Source organism: Actinomadura oligospora ATCC 43269 (genome assembly GCF_000518265.1).
Taxonomy (GTDB): domain Bacteria; phylum Actinomycetota; class Actinomycetes; order Streptosporangiales; family Streptosporangiaceae; genus Spirillospora; species Spirillospora oligospora.
Genome location: NZ_KI912411.1, coordinates 76,972 through 95,707, shown reverse-complemented (window position 1 = coordinate 95,707; position 18,736 = coordinate 76,972). Strand labels below are relative to the sequence as shown.

The window sequence follows — 18,736 nt, the reverse complement described above, 5'->3', positions numbered from 1 at the left end:
CACGGATCTGCTCCCTGTGCTCCTCATCCCTGCTCCCCGCGCACGCGGGGATGGTCCCCGCCATCCGGCGGCGGACTGGCCGAGGTGAACCTGCTCCCCGCGCACGCGGGGATGGTCCCTACGAGGCGGGCTACGCCGGCACCTTGGACTACTGCTCCCCGCGCAGGCGGGGATGGTCCCTCCGCGTCGTCGCTCGCGGGACCGCCGTCGGCGCGACCGTCCCGTGCGGATTGGGTGGAGGCGGCGCGTTGTCCTGTGGGTGATTCGTCGGATTTATCCGAGGGGCGGGTCGCGGCGAGCGGCGGGGAGGTGCGGATGCGGAGGCGCGGAGAAGTGTTTGCGGGGGGTGGGGGATGTGAACGCGGAGCTTGGCGTGGGGGTGGACGGGGTCCGTTGGGGTGGTGTGTGAACCGGCTGGGTGGCCTGTGGTGGGGGTTGAGCCACTAACGAATGGCTAACAAACGATCAAGAGGCCGGTTCTCCGTGGTGGAGAACCGGCCTCTGACCTGCTACTTTCCGGTCGGGACGGCGGGATTTGAACCCACGACCCCTTGACCCCCAGTCAAGTGCGCTGCCAAACTGCGCTACGTCCCGGTGTTTTGCCCCCTCGTTGAGCGGGCGTGATTACTCTAGCGCAGTTCCAGGGCTAGTGCGTACCGGGAAAGCGGGTGGCGGGTCGGTGCTGGGTGCGGTGGGGCGCCGGGTGGGCGCCGTCGTCGGGTTGGGCTTGGCGCTCGGCGGGTGTGCGGACGGAAGGGCGCCGGTCGTGGTGGAGAGCAGCAGCGCGGTCAGGAGCGCGTCGCCCGAGGGGCGGTCGCCGGTGGCGCGGGCTTCGGTTCGGGTGCCTGATGGGGTGCGGGCTTCTTACGCGGTCTTCGAGCATGGGCGGTTGGTGCTGCAGCATCATCCGCATCGGGTGTTCCGGTCGGCGTCGGTGATCAAGTTGCTGATCGCGCTGGACCAGCTGGAGAAGGGGGACGATCCGCTGCTGGGGCCGATGCTGCGGTCGAGTGACGACGGGGCGGCGTCGGAGTTGTGGCGGCGGAACGGGCGCGGGGCGATCGTGACGCGGATGGCGCGGAAGATCGGGTTGACGGAGACGGCGCCGCCGCCGGCGGAGAAGCCGGGCTTCTGGGGGTACTCGGCGCTGAGCGCGGCGGACGTCGTGAAGATCTACCGGTATCTGCAGGGGCGGGCGCCGGAGCGGGCGCGGGAGAAGGTGCTCGGGGAGCTTCGGCGGGCGACGCGGTGCGGGACCGATCATTTCGACCAGTACTTCGGGATTCCGCGTGCGTTGAAGCGGCCGTGGGCGGTGAAGCAGGGGTGGTCCGGGTTCGGGGACGCGCCGGGACGGCCGTGTTCGCATGGGGCGGTGCCCGCGTTGGGGCCTGATCTCGGGGTCGGGCGGCCGGTGCTGCATACGACGGGGATCGTGGGGGACAAGATCGTGGTGGTGCTCACGTTGCAGCCCGCCGGAACGTCCTTCTCGACCGCGTATCGGCAGGTCACAGGCCTTACGCGGGAGGTGTTCCGGGCTGCCGGGGGATGATCGGACTTTACTGATTTAAGGGATGGGCATCCGTTTACATGGTGTTCGTGACTGTACGGTCGTGAATGTCGTGAGGGGTACCGGGTGACGGAGACGGATGCGATGCCGATGGGCGCCGAGTTGGCCGGCGTAGGGGACGGGGCGCAGGAGCGCGCGGTCCTCGCTGAGGCTCGTGTCGTGCTCGCGGACCGGCTGGGATGCCCGTCCGGGGAGGCGCTGCAGCATCTGATCTGGCTGGCGCGGGATCTTGATCTCGAGCTGGACGAGGCGGCCGCGCTGGTCGTCGACGGGGGACGGGCCGTCGCGGAGAACCCGGACGCGCCGCTCGGCGGGGTCGGGCGCGGGGCGGTCGTCGCCGAGGCGCCGCCGGAGGCCGAGCCGGTCGCGGAGGAGTTGCTGCGGCGGGTCGCGGCGGCCGACACGGCGCAGGACGCGGTGATCCTCGCGGCGCTGAAGGACGATCCGGGCGCGCGGGCCGTGCTGGACGCGTCGTTGACGTCCTCGGCGCATCTGGTGCCCGTGCGTGACGCCGACGGGCGCGTGGTCGACTTCCTGTACGCCGGGGTGAACGCCTCGGTTGATGATCTTTTCGAGCGGGCCCCGGACGAGCTGGTCGGGCGGCGCCTGCTGCGCATCGAGCCCGGGGCGGCGCTGTCGGGGCTGTTCGCGGCGTATGTGCGGGTTCTGGAGTCCGGTGAGCCGTTCGCGCGGGGGCCGTTCCTCTACTCGTCCGCGCGGGACGGGGTGACGCGGGCGTCGCGGATGACCGTGCGGTGCGTGCCCGTCCAGACCGGGGTGGTCGTCTCGTGGCGGTACCTGCGCGGTGAGGACCGGATGCGCTGGCGGCTGGAGCGCGCCGAGCGCCTGGTCGCGATCGGTTTCGGTGAGTGGGACCTGGCGACCGGGCGGATCACCGGGTCGCCGCAGATGGCGGCGAACTACGGGCTGGACGCGACGGCCGGGTCGATGGTCCCGGACGAGCTAGGCGCGGTGATCCACGCCGAGGACCGGGAGTTGATCTCCGAGGGGCTGCGGACGCTGTTCGCGCGCCGGGAGCCGGTCGAGGTGGAGCACCGGGTCGTCCTGCCGAGCGGGCGGCAGCGGCACCTGTGGGTGTTCGCCGAGCCGGTGCTGGACGCGTCGGGCCGTCCGGTGACGATCAACCTGGTGTCGCAGGACATCACGCGGCGGCGGGGCGTCGAGCGGGCGCTGGCGCGGACGCGCCGGGAGATACTGCGGCAGCAGGCGCTGACCGCGCAGGAGCGCCGGGTCACGGCGACGCTGCGCCGGGCGATCCTGCCCGATCCGGAGAGCGGTGGCGTCCGCAGGTTGCCCGGCGTGCGGATCGCGGTGCGGTCGCTGGCGGCCGAGAGCGAGGCGCGGATCGGCGGCGACTGGTTCGCGACGCGTTCGCTGGCGGACGGCCGGGCGCTGATGGCGGTCGGTGACGCGGCGGGGCACGGGCTTCCGGCGGCGGCCGCGATGGCGCGCATGCGGAACGGCCTGCTCGGCATGGCCTACACGGGACGGTCTCCCGGACGGCTCGTCGGCTGGCTGAACGACCTGGTCTGCGATCTGGAGCCCGCGGCGACCGGGACGGCCGTCGTGGCGCATTTCGAGCCGCAGTCGCACTATCTGGAGTGGGCGAGCGCGGGGCATCCGCCGCCGGTGCTGTTGCGGGACGGCAAGGCCGGTCCGCTGTCGGTCGAGGCCGATCCGCTGCTGGGTGCGGCGCCGGAGTACGACTACGGGACGCATTCGACGTTGCTGAAGCCGGGTGATCTGGTGTTGTTCTACACCGACGGCCTGGTGGAGCGGCGTGACGCCGATCTGGAGGATGGCATCGCGCGGCTGTGCGAGATCCTCTGTGAGTGTGAGGACGCCGAGCCCGACGCCGTCCTGGACCGGGTGCTGGAGCGCATCGGTCACGACCGTTCGGCCGACGACACCACGCTGTTCGCCTTCCGCGTCGCCTGAGGCGGGCGAGGGACGCCCTTCGAAAGGGGACGTCCGCGGCCATTCTTTCTAACAACCGTTTGGTAGAGTCCGGGGCGTGAACCGGAACGAGACCCCCGAGGACCGGGCCTTCCGCGCCGAGGTCCGCGACTGGCTCGAGACGCACCTGTCCGGGGACTTCGCGCACGCGCGCGGCCTCGGCGGACCGGGCCGCGAGCACGAGGCGCACGAGGAGCGGCTCGCCTGGGAGCGGCACATGGCGCGCGCCGGATGGACGTGCGTGGGCTGGCCGAAGGAGTTCGGCGGACGCGGCGCGAGCCTGGAACAGCAGGTCGTCTTCAACGAGGAGTACGCGCTCGCGGGCGCCCCCGCCCGCGTGAACCACATCGGCGAGAACCTGCTGGGGCCGACCGTCATCGCCTTCGGCACCGACGAGCAGCGCGCCCGTTTCCTGCCGCCGATCGTCGCCGTGGACGAGTTGTGGTGCCAGGGGTACTCCGAGCCGAACGCCGGTTCCGACCTCGCGAACGTGCAGACGCGGGCCGTCCTGGAGGACGGCGGGTGGCGGATCGACGGGCAGAAGGTGTGGACGTCGCTGGCCCTGGAGGCCGACTGGTGCTTCGTGGTGTGCCGCACCGAGCCCGGCTCGTCGCGGCACCAGGGGTTGTCGTACCTGCTGGTCCCGATGCGGCAGGACGGCGTGGACATCCGTCCGATCGTCCAGCCGACGGGGACGTCGGAGTTCAACGAGGTGTTCTTCGACGGCGCGCGCACGGATGCGGCGAACATCGTCGGCGCGCCCGGCGACGGCTGGCGGATCGCGATGGCGACGCTCGGGTTCGAGCGCGGCGTCGCGACGCTCGGCCAGCAGGTCGGGTTCCGGCGTGAGCTGGAGGGCGTGATCGACCTGGCCCGCCGCACCGGCGCGATCGACGATCCGCTGCTGCGCGACCGGCTCACCCGGTCCTGGATGGGGTTGGAGGTCATGCGGCTGAACGCCGTGCGGACGATGGCGGGCGTGGCGTCGGGCGCGCCGGGGCCCGAGTCGTCCATTTCCAAGCTGGTGTGGGGGACCTGGCACCGCGAGCTGGGCGAACTGGCGATGGACGTCCTCGGCGCAGCAGGTCTCGTCGCGGACGGGGAGCCGTACGACCTGAACGACTGGCAGCGGCTGTTCCTGTTCTCCCGCTCCGACACGATCTACGCCGGGTCGAACGAGATCCAGCGCAACATCATCTCCGAGCGGGTGCTCGGACTGCCGAGGGAGGCGCGTCCATGACCGTCCCGACCTACGTGCCAGGGCATGGGCTGCTCACGGACAAGTCGGTCGTCATCACCGCCGCCGCCGGGGCCGGGATCGGCGGCGCGGCGGCCCGCCGCTGCCTGGAGGAGGGCGCGCGGGTGTTCGTCTCGGACGCGCACGAACGCCGCCTCGGCAAGAGCCTGGAAGAGCTGACCGAGGAGTTCGGCGAGGACCGCGTCGCCGCGCGTCCCTGCGACGTCACCGACGAGACGCAGGTCCAGGCGCTCTACGCCGCGGCCGCCGAGCGTTTCGGACGTGTCGACGTCGCCATCAACAACGCCGGTCTCGGCGGCACCGCGAACCTGGTCGACATGGAGGACGACCAGTGGACGCGCGTCCTCGACATCACCCTCAACGGCACGATGCGGTGCACGCGCGCCGCGCTGCGGCACATGCGCGACCAGGGCGCGGGCGTGATCGTCAACAACGCGTCGGTGATCGGGTGGCGGGCGCAGAAGGGCCAGTCGCACTACGCGGCGGCGAAGGCGGGCGTGATGGCGCTGACGCGGTGCGCGGCGCTGGAGGCGGCCGAGTTCGGCGTCCGGATCAACGCGGTCTCGCCGTCCCTGGCGATGCATCCGCACCTGGTCAAGGTCACCTCGCAGGACCTGCTGGACGAGCTGACCTCGCGTGAGGCGTACGGCCGCTACGCCGAACCGTGGGAGGTGGCGAACGTTATGGTCTTCCTGGCCAGCGACTATGCGTCCTACATGACGGGCGAGGTCGTCTCCGTCTCCTCTCAGCATCCTTAGGAAACCGAAACACGATGAGTCCACGACGGCGCGACGCCGAGGGAACCGCCGCGGCGCGCGCGGAACGCCGGGCCGAGCTGCTCGCCACCGCGGCCGAGGTGTTCGCCTCGAAGGGGTACTCGGCGACGACGATCCGGCAGGTCGCCGACGCGGCCGGGATCCTCGGCGGCAGCCTGTACTACCACTTCGACTCCAAGGAGTCGATGGCCGACGAGATCCTCTCGACGTTCCTGGACGACATGTGGGCCGCCTACGACCGCGTCCTGGACGCGGGGCTCGGCGCGCGCGAGACCCTCGAGGCCCTGGTCGTCGAGTCGTTCCGGTCGATCGACCGGCACCGTCCGGCCGTCGTGGTCTACCAGAACGAGTCCAAGCACCTGGCCACCAGCGAGCGGTTCGCCTACCTGCTCGACTCGCACCGGCGGTTCGAGCGGATGTGGACGGACCTGCTGGAGCGGGGCGTCGCCGAGGGGGCGTTCCGCGCCGACCTCGACCGGGGGCTCGTCTACCGGTTCATCCGCGACACCGTGTGGGTGGCGGCGAACTGGTACCAGCGCGGCGGACGGCTGTCCGCCGAGGACATCGCCAAGCAGTACCTCGCCATGGTGCTGGAGGGCATCCAGGCGACCTGACGGTAGAGCGACCTGACAGCAGAGGAGACCCCCCGATGGCCGAGGCATACCTGGTCGACGCCGTCCGCGCCCCCGTCGGACGGCGCGGTGGCGGCCTGGCCGGCGTCCACCCCGCCGACCTGGGCGCGCACGTGCTGAACGCGCTGGTGGAACGGTCGGGGATCGACCCGTCCGCCGTGGAGGACGTGGTGTTCGGGTGCGTCGACACCGTCGGACCGCAGGCGGGGGACATCGCGCGGACGGCGTGGCTGGCCGCCGGGCTGCCCGAGGAGGTGCCCGGCGTCACCGTGGACCGGCAGTGCGGCTCGTCCCAGCAGGCGGTGCACTTCGCGGCGCAGGCCGTGCTGTCGGGGACGTCCGATCTGGTGGTGGCGGGCGGGGTGCAGAGCATGTCGCAGATCCCGATCGCGTACGCGATGACCGCCGCCGAGCCGCTCGGGTTCGACCGGGGGCCGTTCGTGGGGTCCAAGGGCTGGGTGCGGCGGTACGGGGACGGGGAGGTGACGCAGTTCGCGGGCGCCGAGCAGATCGCGCGCGACTGGGACATCTCCCGCGAGGCGATGGAGGAGTACTCCTACGCCTCGCACCAGAAGGCGATTCGGGCGATCGACGAGGGCCGGTTCACGCGTGAGATCGCGCCGATCGAGGGCGTCACCGACGACGAGGGGCCGCGCCGCGACACGACCCTGGAGAAGATGGCGGGCCTGCGGACCCTCGTGGACGGCGGACGCCTCACCGCCGCGCTGGCCTCGCAGATCTCCGACGGCGCCGCGGCGCTGCTGGTGGCGTCCGAGCGGGCCGTCCGGGAGCACGGGCTGACGCCGCGCGCCCGGATCCACCATCTGTCGGCGCGCGGCGAGGACCCGATCCGGATGCTGTCGGCGCCGATCCCCGCGACCGCGTACGCGCTGAAGAAGAGCGGCATGCGGATCGAGCAGATGGACGTCGTCGAGATCAACGAGGCGTTCGCGTCGGTGGTGCTGGCCTGGCTGCGCGAGACCGGCGCGGACCCGGCGCGGGTGAACCCGAACGGCGGCGCGATCGCGCTCGGGCATCCGCTGGGCGCGACCGGCGCGCGGCTGATGACGACGCTGCTGCACGAGCTGGAGCGGACCGGCGGACGCTACGGCATGCAGACGATGTGCGAGGGCGGCGGTCAGGCGAACGTGACCGTGCTGGAGCGCCTGTAACGGCGGATCGCAGCGGCCGGTGGCCCGTGGACTCCGGCGTCTCCGGCATACTCGGGCGGAGCCCCCCAGGGAGGACGCCCATGCTCGAAGGTCTGCGGATCGTCGAGGTGTCGAGCTATGTCGCCGCGCCGCTCGGCGGCATGACGCTGGCCCAGCTCGGCGCGGACGTGGTGCGGGTCGATCCGCTCGGCGGCGCGGCCGACACCGCGCGCTGGCCGCTCGCGCCGTCCGGCACGAGCCTGCTGTGGACGGGCATGAACAAGGGCAAGCGGTCGGTCACCGTGGACCTCCGCTCGGGTGACGGCCGCGACGTGGTGACGCGCCTGGCCGCCGAGGCGGGGATCGTCCTGACCAACGCGGTCGGACGAGGATGGCTGTCCTATGAGGTACTACGCGAGGCGCGTCCGGATCTGATCCTGCTCCAGGTCGAGGGCAAGGCGGACGGCGCTCCGGCGGTCGACTACACCGTGAACGCTGAGATCGGGTTTCCGCTGGTCACCGGGCCGTCCGACCATGCCGCTCCGGTGTCGCACGTCCTGCCCGCCTGGGATGTGGCGTGCGGCCTGTACGCGGCGGTCGGGCTGCTCGCCGCCGAGCGTCGCCGCTCCCGGACGGGCGAGGGCGCGCACATCAGGCTTCCGCTGTACGATGTGGCGCTCGCGACCGCGGGCAACCTCGGGCTGCTGGCCGAGGCGCAGCTCGGCGTCGAACGCGAACGCATCGGCAACCACCTGTACGGCGGCTTCGGACGCGACTTCGCCCTCGCGGGCGGAGACCGGGTGATGGTCGTCGCGCTGACGCGGCGGCACTTCGCCGACCTGTGCGAGGCGACCGGCATGGCCGGGACGGTCGGTGAGCTCGCGCGCCTGCTGCACGCCGACTTCTCCGTCGACGGCGACCGCTACCGGCATCGCGAGGCGCTCGCCGCGCTGTTCGCGCCCTGGTTCGCCGCGCGGACGCTGCCGGAGGTCGAGGAGGCGCTGAAGCGAGGGTCGGTGCTGTGGGCGCCGTACCGGCGTTTCAGCGATCTCGACCTGGCCGCCAGCGCGCTGATGGACGAGGTCGACCAGCCGGGCGTGGGCCGGATCCGGGCGCCCGCGTCCCCCCTGAACACCGGCGCCGGGCGGCGTGCCGCCGTCCCCGCGCCGGAGCTCGGCGAGCACACCGACGAGATCCTCTCCGGGCTGGGCCTTTCCCCCGCCGACCTACGCGCGAAGGGAGTCGTTGCGTGATCGACATCCAGGGCTGGAGCCCGGACCCGCAGGAGACCACCGAGATCCTTCAGCCCGGACCCGCCCACGGCCTGGCGGGCCTGCTCGGCGCGCCGTTCGACGGCGAGGAGCTGCCGCCGCTGTGGCAGTGGCTGTACTTCCTGGAACGTCCCCCGCAGGACGTGCTCGGCCCCGACGGGCATCCCGCCGAGGGACGGTTCCTGCCGCCGATCCCGAACCGCCGCCGCATGTTCGCCGGGGGCCGGTTCCTGCAGCGCGAGCCGCTGCGCGTCGGCGACACCGTCACCCGCCGGGACGAGATGGTCGCCGCGAACATCAAGCAGGGCCGCACGGGCGAGTTGCTGTTCGTGACCGTCCGGCAGACGTTCCTGCGCGACGGGCAGAAGATCGCCGTCGAGGAGCAGGACCTGATGTACCGCTGCGGCGCGCCGGACTCGGCTCCGCCCGAGCCGTCCTACAAGGAGCCGGTGCTCAACAAGACGCCGTGGCGGACGACGTTCATCGCCGACCCGGTGCTGCTGTTCCGGTTCAGCGCCCTGACCTACAACGCGCACCGCATCCACTATGACGAGGACTACGCGACCAACGTCGAGGGGCATTCCGGGCTGGTCGTCCACGCGCCGCTGCTGGCGATCCTGCTGCTGGAGCTGCCGCGCCTGGCCGGGCACAAGGTGACCGAGTTCTCCTTCCGGGCGCGGCGTCCGGTGTACGCGGGCCAGCCGGTCGCGGTGGTCGGGCATCCGGACGGCGAGCTGGCCGTGATCGGCGCGGCGTACGCCTCGGGGCCGGTGTCGGCGCTGACCGCCACCTTCTCGTAGGGTGACGCTGATGTAAGCGGGCACTTGCGGCGGAGGGCGTGCGATGGAACGGCTTCAGGCGGGCGGACGGCTTCACGCGCGGGGACGGCTGCAGCAGACGTTCGGGCTGACCGAGGAGCAGCGGGAGATCGTCGCGACCGTGCGGGCGTTCGCGGACAAGGAGATCCTGCCCGTCGCGACCGAGCTGGAGCACGCCGACGCCTACCCGGAGCGGATCGTCGAGGGGATGCGGCGGCTCGGCCTGTTCGGGCTCATGATCCCCGAGGAGCACGGCGGGCTGGGGGAGACGCTGCTCACCTACGCGCTGGTCGTGGAGGAGTTGTCGCGCGGCTGGATGAGCGTGTCCGGCATCGTCAACACCCACTTCATCGTCGCCTGGATGATCGCCCACCACGGCACGGACGCGCAGCGCGCGCACTACCTGCCGCGCATGGCGACCGGCGAGGTGCGCGGCGCGTTCTCGATGTCGGAGCCCGGATGCGGGTCGGACGTCGCGGCCCTGCGCACCCGCGCCGTCCGGGACGGGGACGACTACCTGATCACCGGGCAGAAGATGTGGCTGACCAACGGCGGCACGTCCCACCTGGTCGCCACGCTGGTCAAGACCGACCCGGACGCCGGGCACCGCGGCATGACGACCTTCCTGGTGGACAAGGAGCCCGGCTTCGGCGAGGTCGCGCCGGGGCTGACCGTCCCCGGGAAGATCGAGAAGATGGGCTACAAGGGCGTCGACACCACCGAGCTGCTGTTCGACGGGTACCGCGTTCCCGCCGGTCAGATCCTCGGCGGCGAGCCGGGCCGCGGTTTCTACCAGATGATGGACGGCGTGGAGGTCGGCCGCGTCAACGTCGCCGCCCGCGCCTGCGGCGTCGCCCGCCGCGCCTACGAGCTGGCGGCCGACTACGCGCGGCGCCGGGAGGCGTTCGGGAAGCCGATCGCCGAGCACCAGGCCGTCCTGTTCCGGCTCGCCGAGATGGCCACCAAGGTCGAGGCCGCCCACCAGATGACGGTCATGGCCGCTCGCCGCAAGGACGGCGGCGACCGCAACGACCTGGAGGCGGGCATGGCCAAGTACCTGGCGGGCGAGTACTGCAAGGAGGTCGTCGAGGACGCCTTCCGCATCCACGGCGGCTACGGGTACTTCAAGGAGTACGAGATCGAGCGGCTCTACCGGGAGGCGCCGATGCTGCTCATCGGCGAGGGCACCGCCGACATCCAGAAACTGATCATCGGCCGCAGGCTCCTCGCCGAGGACGGCTAGCACTCCGGCACAGCACGGCGACGGCCGCGGCGGGGCTGCTCGCCGAGGGCGGCCAGGGCTCCCGCCAGGCTGTTCGCCAGGGGCGGCTAGGGTTTCCGGTATGCCCGAGACGTCCTTGGATCCGGACGAGCGCCGCCGCGACGGCCTGCGCGAGTTCCTGCGCACCCGCCGCGCCCGGCTCACCCCCGCCGACGTCGGCATGCCCGACGCCGGACGCCGCCGCACGCCCGGCCTGCGCCGCGAGGAGGTCGCCGTCCTCGCCGGGGTCGGGGTCTCCTGGTACACCTGGCTGGAGCAGGGCCGCGACATCCGCGTCTCCGAGGACGTCCTCGACGCGATCGCGCGGGCCCTGCGCCTGGACAACGCCGAACGCGAGCACCTCTACCTGCTCGCCGGGCTGAACCCGCCGCGCGCCGCGGCCGTCCCGGCCGTCCCGGTGTCGCCCGAGCTGATCCGCGTGCTGGACGCCTGGGCCCCGCGTCCCGCCTACGTCCAGGACCGGCACTGGGGCTTCCAGGCCGTCAACGACGCCGCGCGCGTGGTGTTCGGCTACGGCGACACCGACCACAACTGCCTGGTCAGCTACTTCACCAACGTCCGCTTCCGGTCGACCAACACCCTCTGGGAACGCAACGCGCCGGGCGTCGTCGGGCGGTTCCGCTCCGACATGGCCCGCCACCCCGACGACCCCGAGTTCCCGCGGATCGCCGCCGACCTCGCCGCCGTCTGCCCTGAGTTCGCCGAGCTGTGGGAGCGGCATGACGTGAGCACGGGCGCCGAGGCGACCAAGGCGATCCGGCATCCCGAGGTGGGCGAGCTGGTCTTCGACGCCACGCTGCTGCCGCTGCCGGACCGTCCGGGCATGAACCTCGTCCTGCACAACCCGCGCCCGGAGACCGGGACGATGGAACGCCTGGAGAAGCTGATGAGCGGCCGTCCGCGCCTGGTGGAGGCCAGCTGACCGGCTGACCTCAGCCTGGTGGTGGCACACCCAGGATGAGCTGACACTGCCGCCCTCCGCCGCCCGGCGGCAGTGTTGCGGTCATGACGAAGCGCTTCACGAACAAGACGGCCCTGATCACCGGCGGCACCAGCGGCATGGGCCTGGCGACCGCCCGGCTAATGCTGGACGAGGGCGCGAAGGTGGTCATCACCGGCCGCGACCAGGCCCGCCTGGACGCCGCCGCCAAGGAGCTGGACGCGGGCGACCGCCTGCTGGCCGTCCGCGCCGACGCCGCGGACCTCGCCGACCTGGACGTCCTGGCCGAGCGGATCCGCGCCCGGTTCGGACGGCTCGACGTGCTGTTCGCCAACGCGGGCGTCGGACTCTTCCAGCGCAGCGCCGAGGTCACCGAGGACGACTTCGACCAGGTCGTCGGCACCAACTTCAAGGGCGTCTACTTCACGATCCAGAAGGTCGTCCCGCTGATGACCGGGGGCGGCTCGGTCGTGGTCAACGCGTCCTGGACGCAGTACCGGGGGCTGGCCGTCGCGTCGGTGTACTCGGCGTCCAAGGCGGCCGTGCTCAACCTCGCCCGGACGCTCTCCAGCGACCTCGCCGACCGCAGCATCCGCGTCAACTCGGTCAGCCCCGGCTACATCGACACCCCGATGTTCCGCGGCTCCGCCCCGACCGACGAGGAGGCCGCCGCCTACACCGCGCAGGTCGTCACCGGACGGCTCGGCGCCTCCGAGGACGTCGCCCGCGCCGTCGCCTTCCTCGCCTCGGACGACGCGTCCTACATCACCGGCCAGGACCTCGTCGTCGACGGCGGCCTGGTCTCCTCCCTCCCCGCCTGAACCCCCTCCCGAGAGGAACACACGCCATGAAGGCCATCACCATCCCCGAGTTCGGCGACGCCGATGTCCTGCGCCTCGACGACGTCGCGGTCCCCGAGCCCGGACCGGGCCAGGTGTCGATCGACGTCGAGTACGCGGGCGCGAACTTCGCCGAGGTCCTCTACCGGCGCGGCATCGCGGACGTGCCGCTGCCGTTCGTCCCGGGCATCGAGGTCTCCGGACGGATCCGCGCGCTTGGCGCGGGCGTCGAGGGGCTGCGCGTCGGCGAGCCCGTCGCCGCGCTGACGATCGTGGACAGCGGCGGGTACGCCGAGGTCGCCGTCACCTCCGCCGACCTGGTCGCGCCGCTGAACGGCCTGGATTTCGCCGTCGCGGCGGGCGTCCCGTCCAACAGCACCACCGCCCACCTCGTCCTGGACCGGATCGCGCGGATCGCGCCCGGTGAGCGCGTCCTCGTCCACGCCGCCGCCGGGGGAGTCGGCAGCCAGCTCGCGCAGGTCGCGCGGCTCCTCGGCGCGGGCACGGTCGTCGGGACGGTCGGCAGCCCGGCCAAGGCCGACGTCGTCCGCGAGCTGGGCGTCGAGCACGTCGTCCTGCGGGACGAGCTGCCCGGACGCGTCGGCGAGCTGACCGGCGGCGCGGGCTTCGACATCGTCGCCGACATGGTCGGCGGCCGGGCCCGCCGCACGAGCCTGGACGCCCTGGCACCGTTCGGACGGATGATCGCGCTCGGCAACGCCTCCGGCGCGGACGACGTCCCGCTGTCGCCGAACGAGCTGTGGCTCACCAACAAGAGCGTCTCGGGCTTCAACCTCGCGGCGTTCAGCGCCCTGCACCCGGCGGAGGCGGGCCGCGCGCTGCGCCGTGCGGTCGCCGCCGTCGCGTCCGGCGACCTGCGCGTCCGGGTGGAGGAGATGCCGCTGGAGAAGGCCGCCGAGGCGCACCGCCGGATCGAGTCGGGCACGACCACCGGCAAGCTCGTCCTCGCCGTGCGCTCCTGACCGGTGGTGCCCGGAAACCCCGTTGACATCGGGCAGAGGGCATCCCTACCGTCCTTCTCTAAAGAAAGTTTCCTAATAACTCCGAGGGGTGGGCGTGCGGCTCCGGGACGGCATCGGCTCCGAGACCGGCGCTCCGGCGCCCGAGCGGCTGTTCGCGGGGGAGTACGCCGCCCCGGCCGCGGCCTTCACCGCCCCGGCCGCGGCCTTCACCGCGCTCTCCGTCGGCGCTGGTCCTCGCGGCCGTCGGCATGGGCATGACCGCACCGACGCTGACCGTCCTGTCGCTCGCGCACGCGCCGTCCGGACGGACCGGCTACGCGGGAAGCGCGATGCAGACCAGCCAGAACCTCGGCCAGATCGGCATCCTGGCGCTCGCCTCGGCGCTGCTCGGCACGGCGGTCTCCTCCGCCGCGTCCACGGAGCGGTTCGGGCCCGCGCTGGGCGTGCTCGTCGTCCCGAGCCTGCTGATCGTCACGTTCGCTGCGCGAGCGAGACCCACGCGGGCCTCGTGAGGGCCAGCATCTCGTCCAGCGACCACTGGTCGTTGGCGTGCGCGCCGAGCTTGCTCGCCAGCAGCGAGCCGTCCGGGCCGATGAGGAAGTCGCCGGGCAGGCCGAACCGCCCGCCCGCCGGACGGTTGGCGGGCAGCTTGTCGCGGCGCAGCCGTCCGGCCACCAGGCCCCGGACGATCGCCGGCCACACGCGCGGGTCGAGCAGCGCGCGCGGCCCGGACTCGACGCCGAACTCCACGTAGAGCCCGCGATCCGGGTCGGGGATCGCGTCGAACGGCAGGTCGGCGACGTGCTCGCGCAGCTCGTCCGCGGGGGAGTGGAAGACGACCACCTCGCGGACGCCCGCCGCCTCGATCTCGGCGTGCCGGACGGCGAACGAGCGCAGGTGCAGGTTGCAGACAGGGCAGCCCGCGAAGCGGCGGAACTGCAGGTGGACGACGCGGTCCGGGTCCGGGACCGGGACGCGCTCGCCGGTCACGGACGTCAGCTCGTAGCTGCGCACGGGGGTTCCTCCCTGTAGGTGTACGCCATACGCTTACAAGCGTAAGTGTAGGGCGTACGCTGTCAAGCGTCATGCCGCGCCCACGTTCACTCACCCGTCCGCAGGTCGCCGCCGCCGCGCTCGTCGTCGTCGACCGCGACGGCCTCGCCGCGCTGTCCATGCGCGCCGTCGCCAAGGAGATCGGCGTCAGCACGATGGCGCTCTACCGGTACGTCGACGGCCGCGACGACATCGAGGGCCTGGTCGTCGAGCGCGTCATGTCCGGCATGGACACGACCCCGCCGCCGGACGGCCCGTGGCGCGACCGCGTCGCCACGCTGGTCGAGCGGATCCGGCTCACCGTCGGCGCGCATCCCGAGGTCATCCCCCTGACGCCCGTCTACCGGCACCGCTCGCCGACGCTGCTGCGCTGGTCGGAGACGATGCTGGGGGTCCTCGCCGACGCCGGGTTCGACGGCGAGGCGCGGGTCATCGCGCTGCGCGGCGTGACCGCCTACATCATCGGCGCGATCCAGCTGGAGCACCTTGGCCCGCTGTCCGGGCCCGGCACCGACGCGATCGCCGCCCTCCCGGAGGACGAGTACCCGCACATGTCGGCGGCCGGGCACCGGGCCCGCGAGATCTCCTCGCACGAGGAGTTCCGGCGCGGCCTCGACCTGCTCCTGAACGGTCTCGACAGCCGCGCGGTGGGCGGCGAGGACCTCTGACGGCCCGTCCCGGCCGGGCTCAGCGCACCAGGTAGGACGGCTGCCGCGCCAGCACCTCGGCGGCCTGCGCCACGATCCCGCCGATCAGCTCCGCGCAGTCGGGCAGGTCGTCGATCACCGCGACGACCTGCCCGGACGCCATCACGCCCAGGTCCGGACGGCCGTCCACCATCGCGGCCTTCAGCAGCATCGGCGTGTTCGCGGCCATCAGCACCTGCGACCACGACAGGTCCTTGCCGTGCTTCATCGCCCTGCCGTCGGCGAGCATCGCCCGCCACGACATCCCCGAGATCTTCCTGAACCGGGCCGCGTTCCGCAGCGCCCGGACGAGCCCGGATATTCGTCCCGCGCCCTCCAGCTCGTTCACCAGGTCGCTGCGCAGCACGCGGTGCGGCATCCCGTCGACCTGCCGCGTCACGACGGTCTCGGTCATGCCGAGGTAGACCTTCTTCACCTCCTCCGGGACCGAGGAGTCCGACGTCAGCAGGAATCGCGTGCCCATCGCCACCCCGGACGCGCCGTAGGCGAGCGCCGCGGCGAGCCCGCGCCCGTCGAAGAACCCGCCCGCCGCGATGACCGGGACGTCCACCGCGTCCACGACCTGGGGGAGCAGCAGCGTCGTCGCGACCGGGCCGGTGTGCCCGCCGCCCTCGCCGCCCTGCACGAGGACCGCGTCCGCGCCCCATGCGGCGACCTTCTCCGCGTGCCGCCGCGCCCCCACCGACGGGATCACCACCACGCCCGCGTCCTTCAGCTTCGCGATCAGCTCCTGGCGCGGGGCCAGCGCGAACGACGCGACCCGCACGCCCTCCTTGATGAGCAGGTCGATGCGGTCGCCCGCGTCGCCCGCGTCCGCGCGCAGGTTCACGCCGAACGGCGCGTCCGTGCGGTCCCTCACCTCGTGGACGGCCTGCCGCAGCTGCTCCAGCGTCATCGTCGCCGACGCCAGGATCCCGAGGCCGCCCGCGTTCGCGACGGACGAGACCAGGCGCGGCCCGGCGACCCAGCCCATCCCCGTCTGCACGACCGGATGCCGCACACCGACCAGCCGCGTCAACGGCGTCTCCAGCACCCGCTCCGCCGACGCGCCGGACGCGCCGTTCGTACCGGTCGCGCCGTTCGAACCAGTCGCGCCGGTCACGCCGGGACCTCGCGGTCGCGCAGGCCCTTCGGGTCCAGCACCTCGCGCATGATGCGCAGCTCCTCGGGGGTCGGGAGGCGCGTCTCCGGCACCTCGTCCGGGATCGCGAGCTCGAACCCGGTCGCCGCCGCCACCTCGTCCACGCGCACGCCCGGGTGGACGGTCCGCAGCCGCATCCGGCGGTCCGGCGTCGCGAAGTCGAGCACGCCCAGGTTGGTCACCACCGCGCGGACCTCGTGCGCGCCGCGATCCCAGCCGACGCCGCTCACGAAGTCGACCTTCTCGGTGAACACCCGCGTCGAGTGCCTCGGCACCCAGTAGCTCGTCGGATTCAGCCGCGTGTTGCCGGGCCCGCCGCGCGACCCGAGCAGCTGCCGCGACGGCCTCGCCCAGTCGCCGATCGCGGAGATGTTCATGTTGCCGAACAGGTCGATCTGGCTCGGGCCCATCACCACGTGCCGCCGCCCGTTCAGCACGAGCCACAGATGGTCGCGGAACGTCAGCCAGCCCTCGATCTCCGTCGCCGACGACCCGAGCGGCGTCGGCCCGGCCGACAGCACCGGTCCGCCGTCGGTGGTCAGGAGGTCGGGCTCGAACGTCGCGCGGGCCAGCCTCGAGCCGAGCATCGGGACGAACCCGGCGACCGCCGCCGCCACGATCTCACCGTCCCCGCGGAACAACTCGGCGCAGGCCACGGCGCACACCTCGGCGCGCGAAGCGTCCGTCATCGGGAAGACTCCTCTCGGAAAGCCCTGACCGCGTCCTGGTAGGCGGCCTCGTCACCGGACAGGAACCGCTCCCGGAACGCCGTCCACCCGTCCGGATCGGCGGCCGACTTCGCGTACAGCCTCTGGAACGCCTCGTCGCGTCCGTGGTCGGGCTCGCAGGTGGTGAAGTGCGCGCCGTTCGGCGTCTCCACGACGCCCGCGACGTGCGCCCGGCTGATCAGCAGCGACTGGAGCGGGCCCTCCTTCAGCAGGTCGGAGGTGTCGACGAGCCGCTCGCACGACACGTACGACGCCCCGGCGGCCTTGACGAACAGGTCGTCCATGTACGGGTCGGGGCCGAGGTACTGAGCGTTGCCGCGCGCGTCGGCCCGGTTCATGTGGACCAGCGCGACGTCCATCGTCAGCGCCGGGACCGCGACCAGCTCCTCGTCCCCGTACGGCGACCGGACGGTCCTGAGCGACGGGTTCACGCGCATGACGTCCGAGCCGAGCCCTGCCGGGGTCGGCAGGAACGGCAGCCCGTGCGCCGCCGCGTACAGGCCGAACATGAACATGCCCTCGTCGTACTCGGTCAGCTCGATCGCGCCGTCCTGCCGGGCCGCGCGGAAGTGCGGCTCCAGCGGGATCGTGTCGAGCGTGACGAACGCCGTGACCAGCCGCCGGACCTTCCCCGCCGCGCACAGCAGGCCCACGTCCGGGCCGCCGTAGGACACCACGGTCAGGTCGCGCAGGGACGAGCGGCAGATCGCGCGCACCAGCGCCATCGGCTTGCGCCGCGACCCCCAGCCGCCGATCCCGACCGTCATCCCGTCCGACAGCGACCCGAGGACCTCGTCGATCGACATCACCTTGGAGCCCATCAGCCTGCCCCCTTCGCCACGAAGTCGTCACGTGCCCGGTCGCCCGCGCCGACGAGGTTCAGCTCGAACGTGAAGCCCTGCTCGAACCGGTAGGACCGCTTCACGTCGACCGGGTCGATCCCGTTCAGCGACTCCTTGGCGCGCCGGATGACGTACCGGTCCTTGGCCGCGATGTTCTCGGCGACCCGCATCGCCGCGCCGCGCAGCTCCTCCGGCGGGACGACCTCCAGCACCGAACCGTGCCGGTGCAGCTCGTCCGCGGTCACGTTGCGGCACGTGTAGACCATCGCCCGCATGAGGTGCTGCGGGACGAGCCGGGCCAGGTGGGTCGCCGCGCCGAGCGCGCCCCGGTCGACCTCGGGCAGCCCGAAGTAGGCGTCCTCGGACGCCACGACGACGTCGGCGTTGCCCGCCAGCCCGATCCCGCCGCCCAGGCAGTACCCGTGGACGGCCGCCACGACCGGCACCTCGCAGTCGTAGACGGCCGCGAACGCCGCGAAGCAGCCCCGGTTCGCCCCCACCAGCGCGGTGTGGCCGTCCGTCCGCTGCATCTCCTTGATGTCGACACCGGCGTTGAAGCCGCGGCCCTCGGCGCGCAGCACCACCGCGCCGACCCGGGGGTCGCGCCCGGCCGCCAGCAGCGCGTCCGCCAGCTCGTGCCAGCCCGCCACCGTCAGCGCGTTCACCGGCGGCGCGGCGACGACGATCTCGGCCACCCCGGACTCGTGGGTCGTGGTGGAGACTCCCATGCGCTACCTTTCCACCAAACATTTGTTAGAACTGACCGTAGAG

General features: G+C 72.5%; 19 protein-coding genes and 1 tRNA gene. 14 read left to right on the top strand and 6 right to left on the bottom strand.

Annotated features, from left to right (window positions below; translation table 11 throughout):
- Positions 1-520 precede the first annotated feature (520 nt).
- A tRNA-Pro gene (locus P696_RS0137475) sits at positions 521-594 on the bottom strand.
- Between the two features lie 172 nt (positions 595-766).
- Between P696_RS0137475 and P696_RS0137470 the strand changes: the two genes are divergently transcribed.
- From P696_RS0137470 to P696_RS57675, 13 genes are all read left to right on the top strand, one after another.
- Positions 767-1,549 carry a hypothetical protein gene (locus P696_RS0137470; RefSeq protein ID WP_034489210.1) on the top strand — a complete coding sequence of 261 codons (783 nt, stop codon included), beginning with the start codon at positions 767-769 and terminating at the stop codon, positions 1,547-1,549.
- A gap of 84 nt (positions 1,550-1,633) precedes the next feature.
- Positions 1,634-3,526, top strand: a complete 1,893-nt coding sequence (locus P696_RS0137465; protein WP_026416336.1) for a SpoIIE family protein phosphatase — start codon at positions 1,634-1,636, stop codon at positions 3,524-3,526.
- A gap of 76 nt (positions 3,527-3,602) precedes the next feature.
- Positions 3,603-4,784 carry an acyl-CoA dehydrogenase family protein gene (locus P696_RS0137460; protein ID WP_026416335.1) on the top strand — a complete coding sequence of 394 codons (1,182 nt, stop codon included), beginning with the start codon at positions 3,603-3,605 and terminating at the stop codon, positions 4,782-4,784.
- A complete protein-coding gene (locus tag P696_RS0137455) occupies positions 4,781-5,560 on the top strand; it encodes an SDR family oxidoreductase (RefSeq protein ID WP_026416334.1) in 780 nt (259 codons plus the stop codon). The genes P696_RS0137460 and P696_RS0137455 overlap by 4 nt, the downstream gene beginning before the upstream one ends.
- A 14-nt stretch (positions 5,561-5,574) precedes the next feature.
- Positions 5,575-6,192 carry a TetR/AcrR family transcriptional regulator gene (locus tag P696_RS0137450; RefSeq protein WP_026416333.1) on the top strand — a complete coding sequence of 206 codons (618 nt, stop codon included), beginning with the start codon at positions 5,575-5,577 and terminating at the stop codon, positions 6,190-6,192.
- A gap of 35 nt (positions 6,193-6,227) precedes the next feature.
- A complete protein-coding gene (locus P696_RS0137445) occupies positions 6,228-7,382 on the top strand; it encodes an acetyl-CoA C-acetyltransferase (RefSeq protein ID WP_026416332.1) in 1,155 nt (384 codons plus the stop codon).
- A gap of 80 nt (positions 7,383-7,462) precedes the next feature.
- Positions 7,463-8,614 carry a CoA transferase gene (locus P696_RS0137440; RefSeq protein ID WP_026416331.1) on the top strand — a complete coding sequence of 384 codons (1,152 nt, stop codon included), beginning with the start codon at positions 7,463-7,465 and terminating at the stop codon, positions 8,612-8,614.
- A complete protein-coding gene (locus P696_RS0137435; RefSeq protein ID WP_026416330.1) occupies positions 8,611-9,432 on the top strand; it encodes an HTD2 family dehydratase in 822 nt (273 codons plus the stop codon). The genes P696_RS0137440 and P696_RS0137435 overlap by 4 nt, the downstream gene beginning before the upstream one ends.
- 43 nt (positions 9,433-9,475) lie before the next feature.
- Entirely contained in the window at positions 9,476-10,693 is a 1,218-nt protein-coding gene (locus tag P696_RS0137430) for an acyl-CoA dehydrogenase family protein (protein WP_051468728.1), read from the top strand.
- A 100-nt stretch (positions 10,694-10,793) separates the two neighbouring features.
- Entirely contained in the window at positions 10,794-11,654 is an 861-nt protein-coding gene (locus P696_RS0137425; protein WP_026416328.1) for a helix-turn-helix transcriptional regulator, read from the top strand.
- Positions 11,655-11,737: 83 nt separating this feature from the next.
- Positions 11,738-12,493 (top strand): glucose 1-dehydrogenase, encoded by a 756-nt coding sequence (locus P696_RS0137420; RefSeq protein ID WP_026416327.1) that lies wholly within the window; start codon positions 11,738-11,740, stop codon positions 12,491-12,493.
- Between the two features lie 26 nt (positions 12,494-12,519).
- Positions 12,520-13,494 carry a quinone oxidoreductase family protein gene (locus P696_RS0137415; protein ID WP_026416326.1) on the top strand — a complete coding sequence of 325 codons (975 nt, stop codon included), beginning with the start codon at positions 12,520-12,522 and terminating at the stop codon, positions 13,492-13,494.
- A gap of 254 nt (positions 13,495-13,748) precedes the next feature.
- Positions 13,749-14,006 carry a hypothetical protein gene (locus P696_RS57675; protein WP_211245952.1) on the top strand — a complete coding sequence of 86 codons (258 nt, stop codon included), beginning with the start codon at positions 13,749-13,751 and terminating at the stop codon, positions 14,004-14,006.
- On the opposite strand, the gene P696_RS50720 is transcribed toward P696_RS57675, so the two are convergent.
- Complete coding sequence (locus P696_RS50720) at positions 13,966-14,508, bottom strand: peroxiredoxin-like family protein (RefSeq protein WP_034489025.1); 543 nt, start codon at positions 14,506-14,508, stop codon at positions 13,966-13,968. The two genes, P696_RS57675 and P696_RS50720, sit on opposite strands and share 41 nt — an antisense overlap.
- Positions 14,509-14,579: 71 nt before the next feature.
- On the opposite strand from P696_RS50720, the gene P696_RS0137400 reads away from it, so the two are divergent.
- On the top strand, positions 14,580-15,215 hold the full coding sequence (locus tag P696_RS0137400; RefSeq protein WP_026416324.1) for a TetR/AcrR family transcriptional regulator: 636 nt from the start codon (positions 14,580-14,582) through the stop codon (positions 15,213-15,215).
- Positions 15,216-15,234: 19 nt separating this feature from the next.
- On the opposite strand, the gene P696_RS0137395 is transcribed toward P696_RS0137400, so the two are convergent.
- From P696_RS0137395 to P696_RS0137380, 4 genes are all read right to left on the bottom strand, one after another.
- On the bottom strand, positions 15,235-16,284 hold the full coding sequence (locus P696_RS0137395; RefSeq protein WP_026416323.1) for an NAD(P)H-dependent flavin oxidoreductase: 1,050 nt from the start codon (positions 16,282-16,284) through the stop codon (positions 15,235-15,237).
- Between the two features lie 68 nt (positions 16,285-16,352).
- A complete protein-coding gene (locus tag P696_RS0137390; RefSeq protein ID WP_026416322.1) occupies positions 16,353-17,084 on the bottom strand; it encodes a CoA-transferase subunit beta in 732 nt (243 codons plus the stop codon).
- A complete protein-coding gene (locus P696_RS0137385; RefSeq protein ID WP_026416321.1) occupies positions 17,081-17,944 on the bottom strand; it encodes a CoA transferase subunit A in 864 nt (287 codons plus the stop codon). The genes P696_RS0137390 and P696_RS0137385 overlap by 4 nt, the downstream gene beginning before the upstream one ends.
- Entirely contained in the window at positions 17,944-18,693 is a 750-nt protein-coding gene (locus P696_RS0137380) for an enoyl-CoA hydratase family protein (protein WP_026416320.1), read from the bottom strand. The genes P696_RS0137385 and P696_RS0137380 overlap by 1 nt, the downstream gene beginning before the upstream one ends.
- Positions 18,694-18,736: the final 43 nt, after the last annotated feature.

Coding starts and splice junctions, on each gene's coding strand:
- P696_RS0137385 (WP_026416321.1), bottom strand. CDS start 17,944: ATGGGCTCCAAGGTGATGTCGATCGACGAGGTCCTCGGGTCGCTGTCG.
- P696_RS0137440 (WP_026416331.1), top strand. CDS start 7,463: ATGCTCGAAGGTCTGCGGATCGTCGAGGTGTCGAGCTATGTCGCCGCG.
- P696_RS0137400 (WP_026416324.1), top strand. CDS start 14,580: ATGCCGCGCCCACGTTCACTCACCCGTCCGCAGGTCGCCGCCGCCGCG.
- P696_RS0137415 (WP_026416326.1), top strand. CDS start 12,520: ATGAAGGCCATCACCATCCCCGAGTTCGGCGACGCCGATGTCCTGCGC.
- P696_RS0137390 (WP_026416322.1), bottom strand. CDS start 17,084: ATGACGGACGCTTCGCGCGCCGAGGTGTGCGCCGTGGCCTGCGCCGAG.
- P696_RS0137455 (WP_026416334.1), top strand. CDS start 4,781: ATGACCGTCCCGACCTACGTGCCAGGGCATGGGCTGCTCACGGACAAG.
- P696_RS0137380 (WP_026416320.1), bottom strand. CDS start 18,693: ATGGGAGTCTCCACCACGACCCACGAGTCCGGGGTGGCCGAGATCGTC.
- P696_RS0137420 (WP_026416327.1), top strand. CDS start 11,738: ATGACGAAGCGCTTCACGAACAAGACGGCCCTGATCACCGGCGGCACC.
- P696_RS0137450 (WP_026416333.1), top strand. CDS start 5,575: ATGAGTCCACGACGGCGCGACGCCGAGGGAACCGCCGCGGCGCGCGCG.
- P696_RS0137425 (WP_026416328.1), top strand. CDS start 10,794: ATGCCCGAGACGTCCTTGGATCCGGACGAGCGCCGCCGCGACGGCCTG.
- P696_RS0137430 (WP_051468728.1), top strand. CDS start 9,476: ATGGAACGGCTTCAGGCGGGCGGACGGCTTCACGCGCGGGGACGGCTG.
- P696_RS57675 (WP_211245952.1), top strand. CDS start 13,749: ATGACCGCACCGACGCTGACCGTCCTGTCGCTCGCGCACGCGCCGTCC.
- P696_RS0137445 (WP_026416332.1), top strand. CDS start 6,228: ATGGCCGAGGCATACCTGGTCGACGCCGTCCGCGCCCCCGTCGGACGG.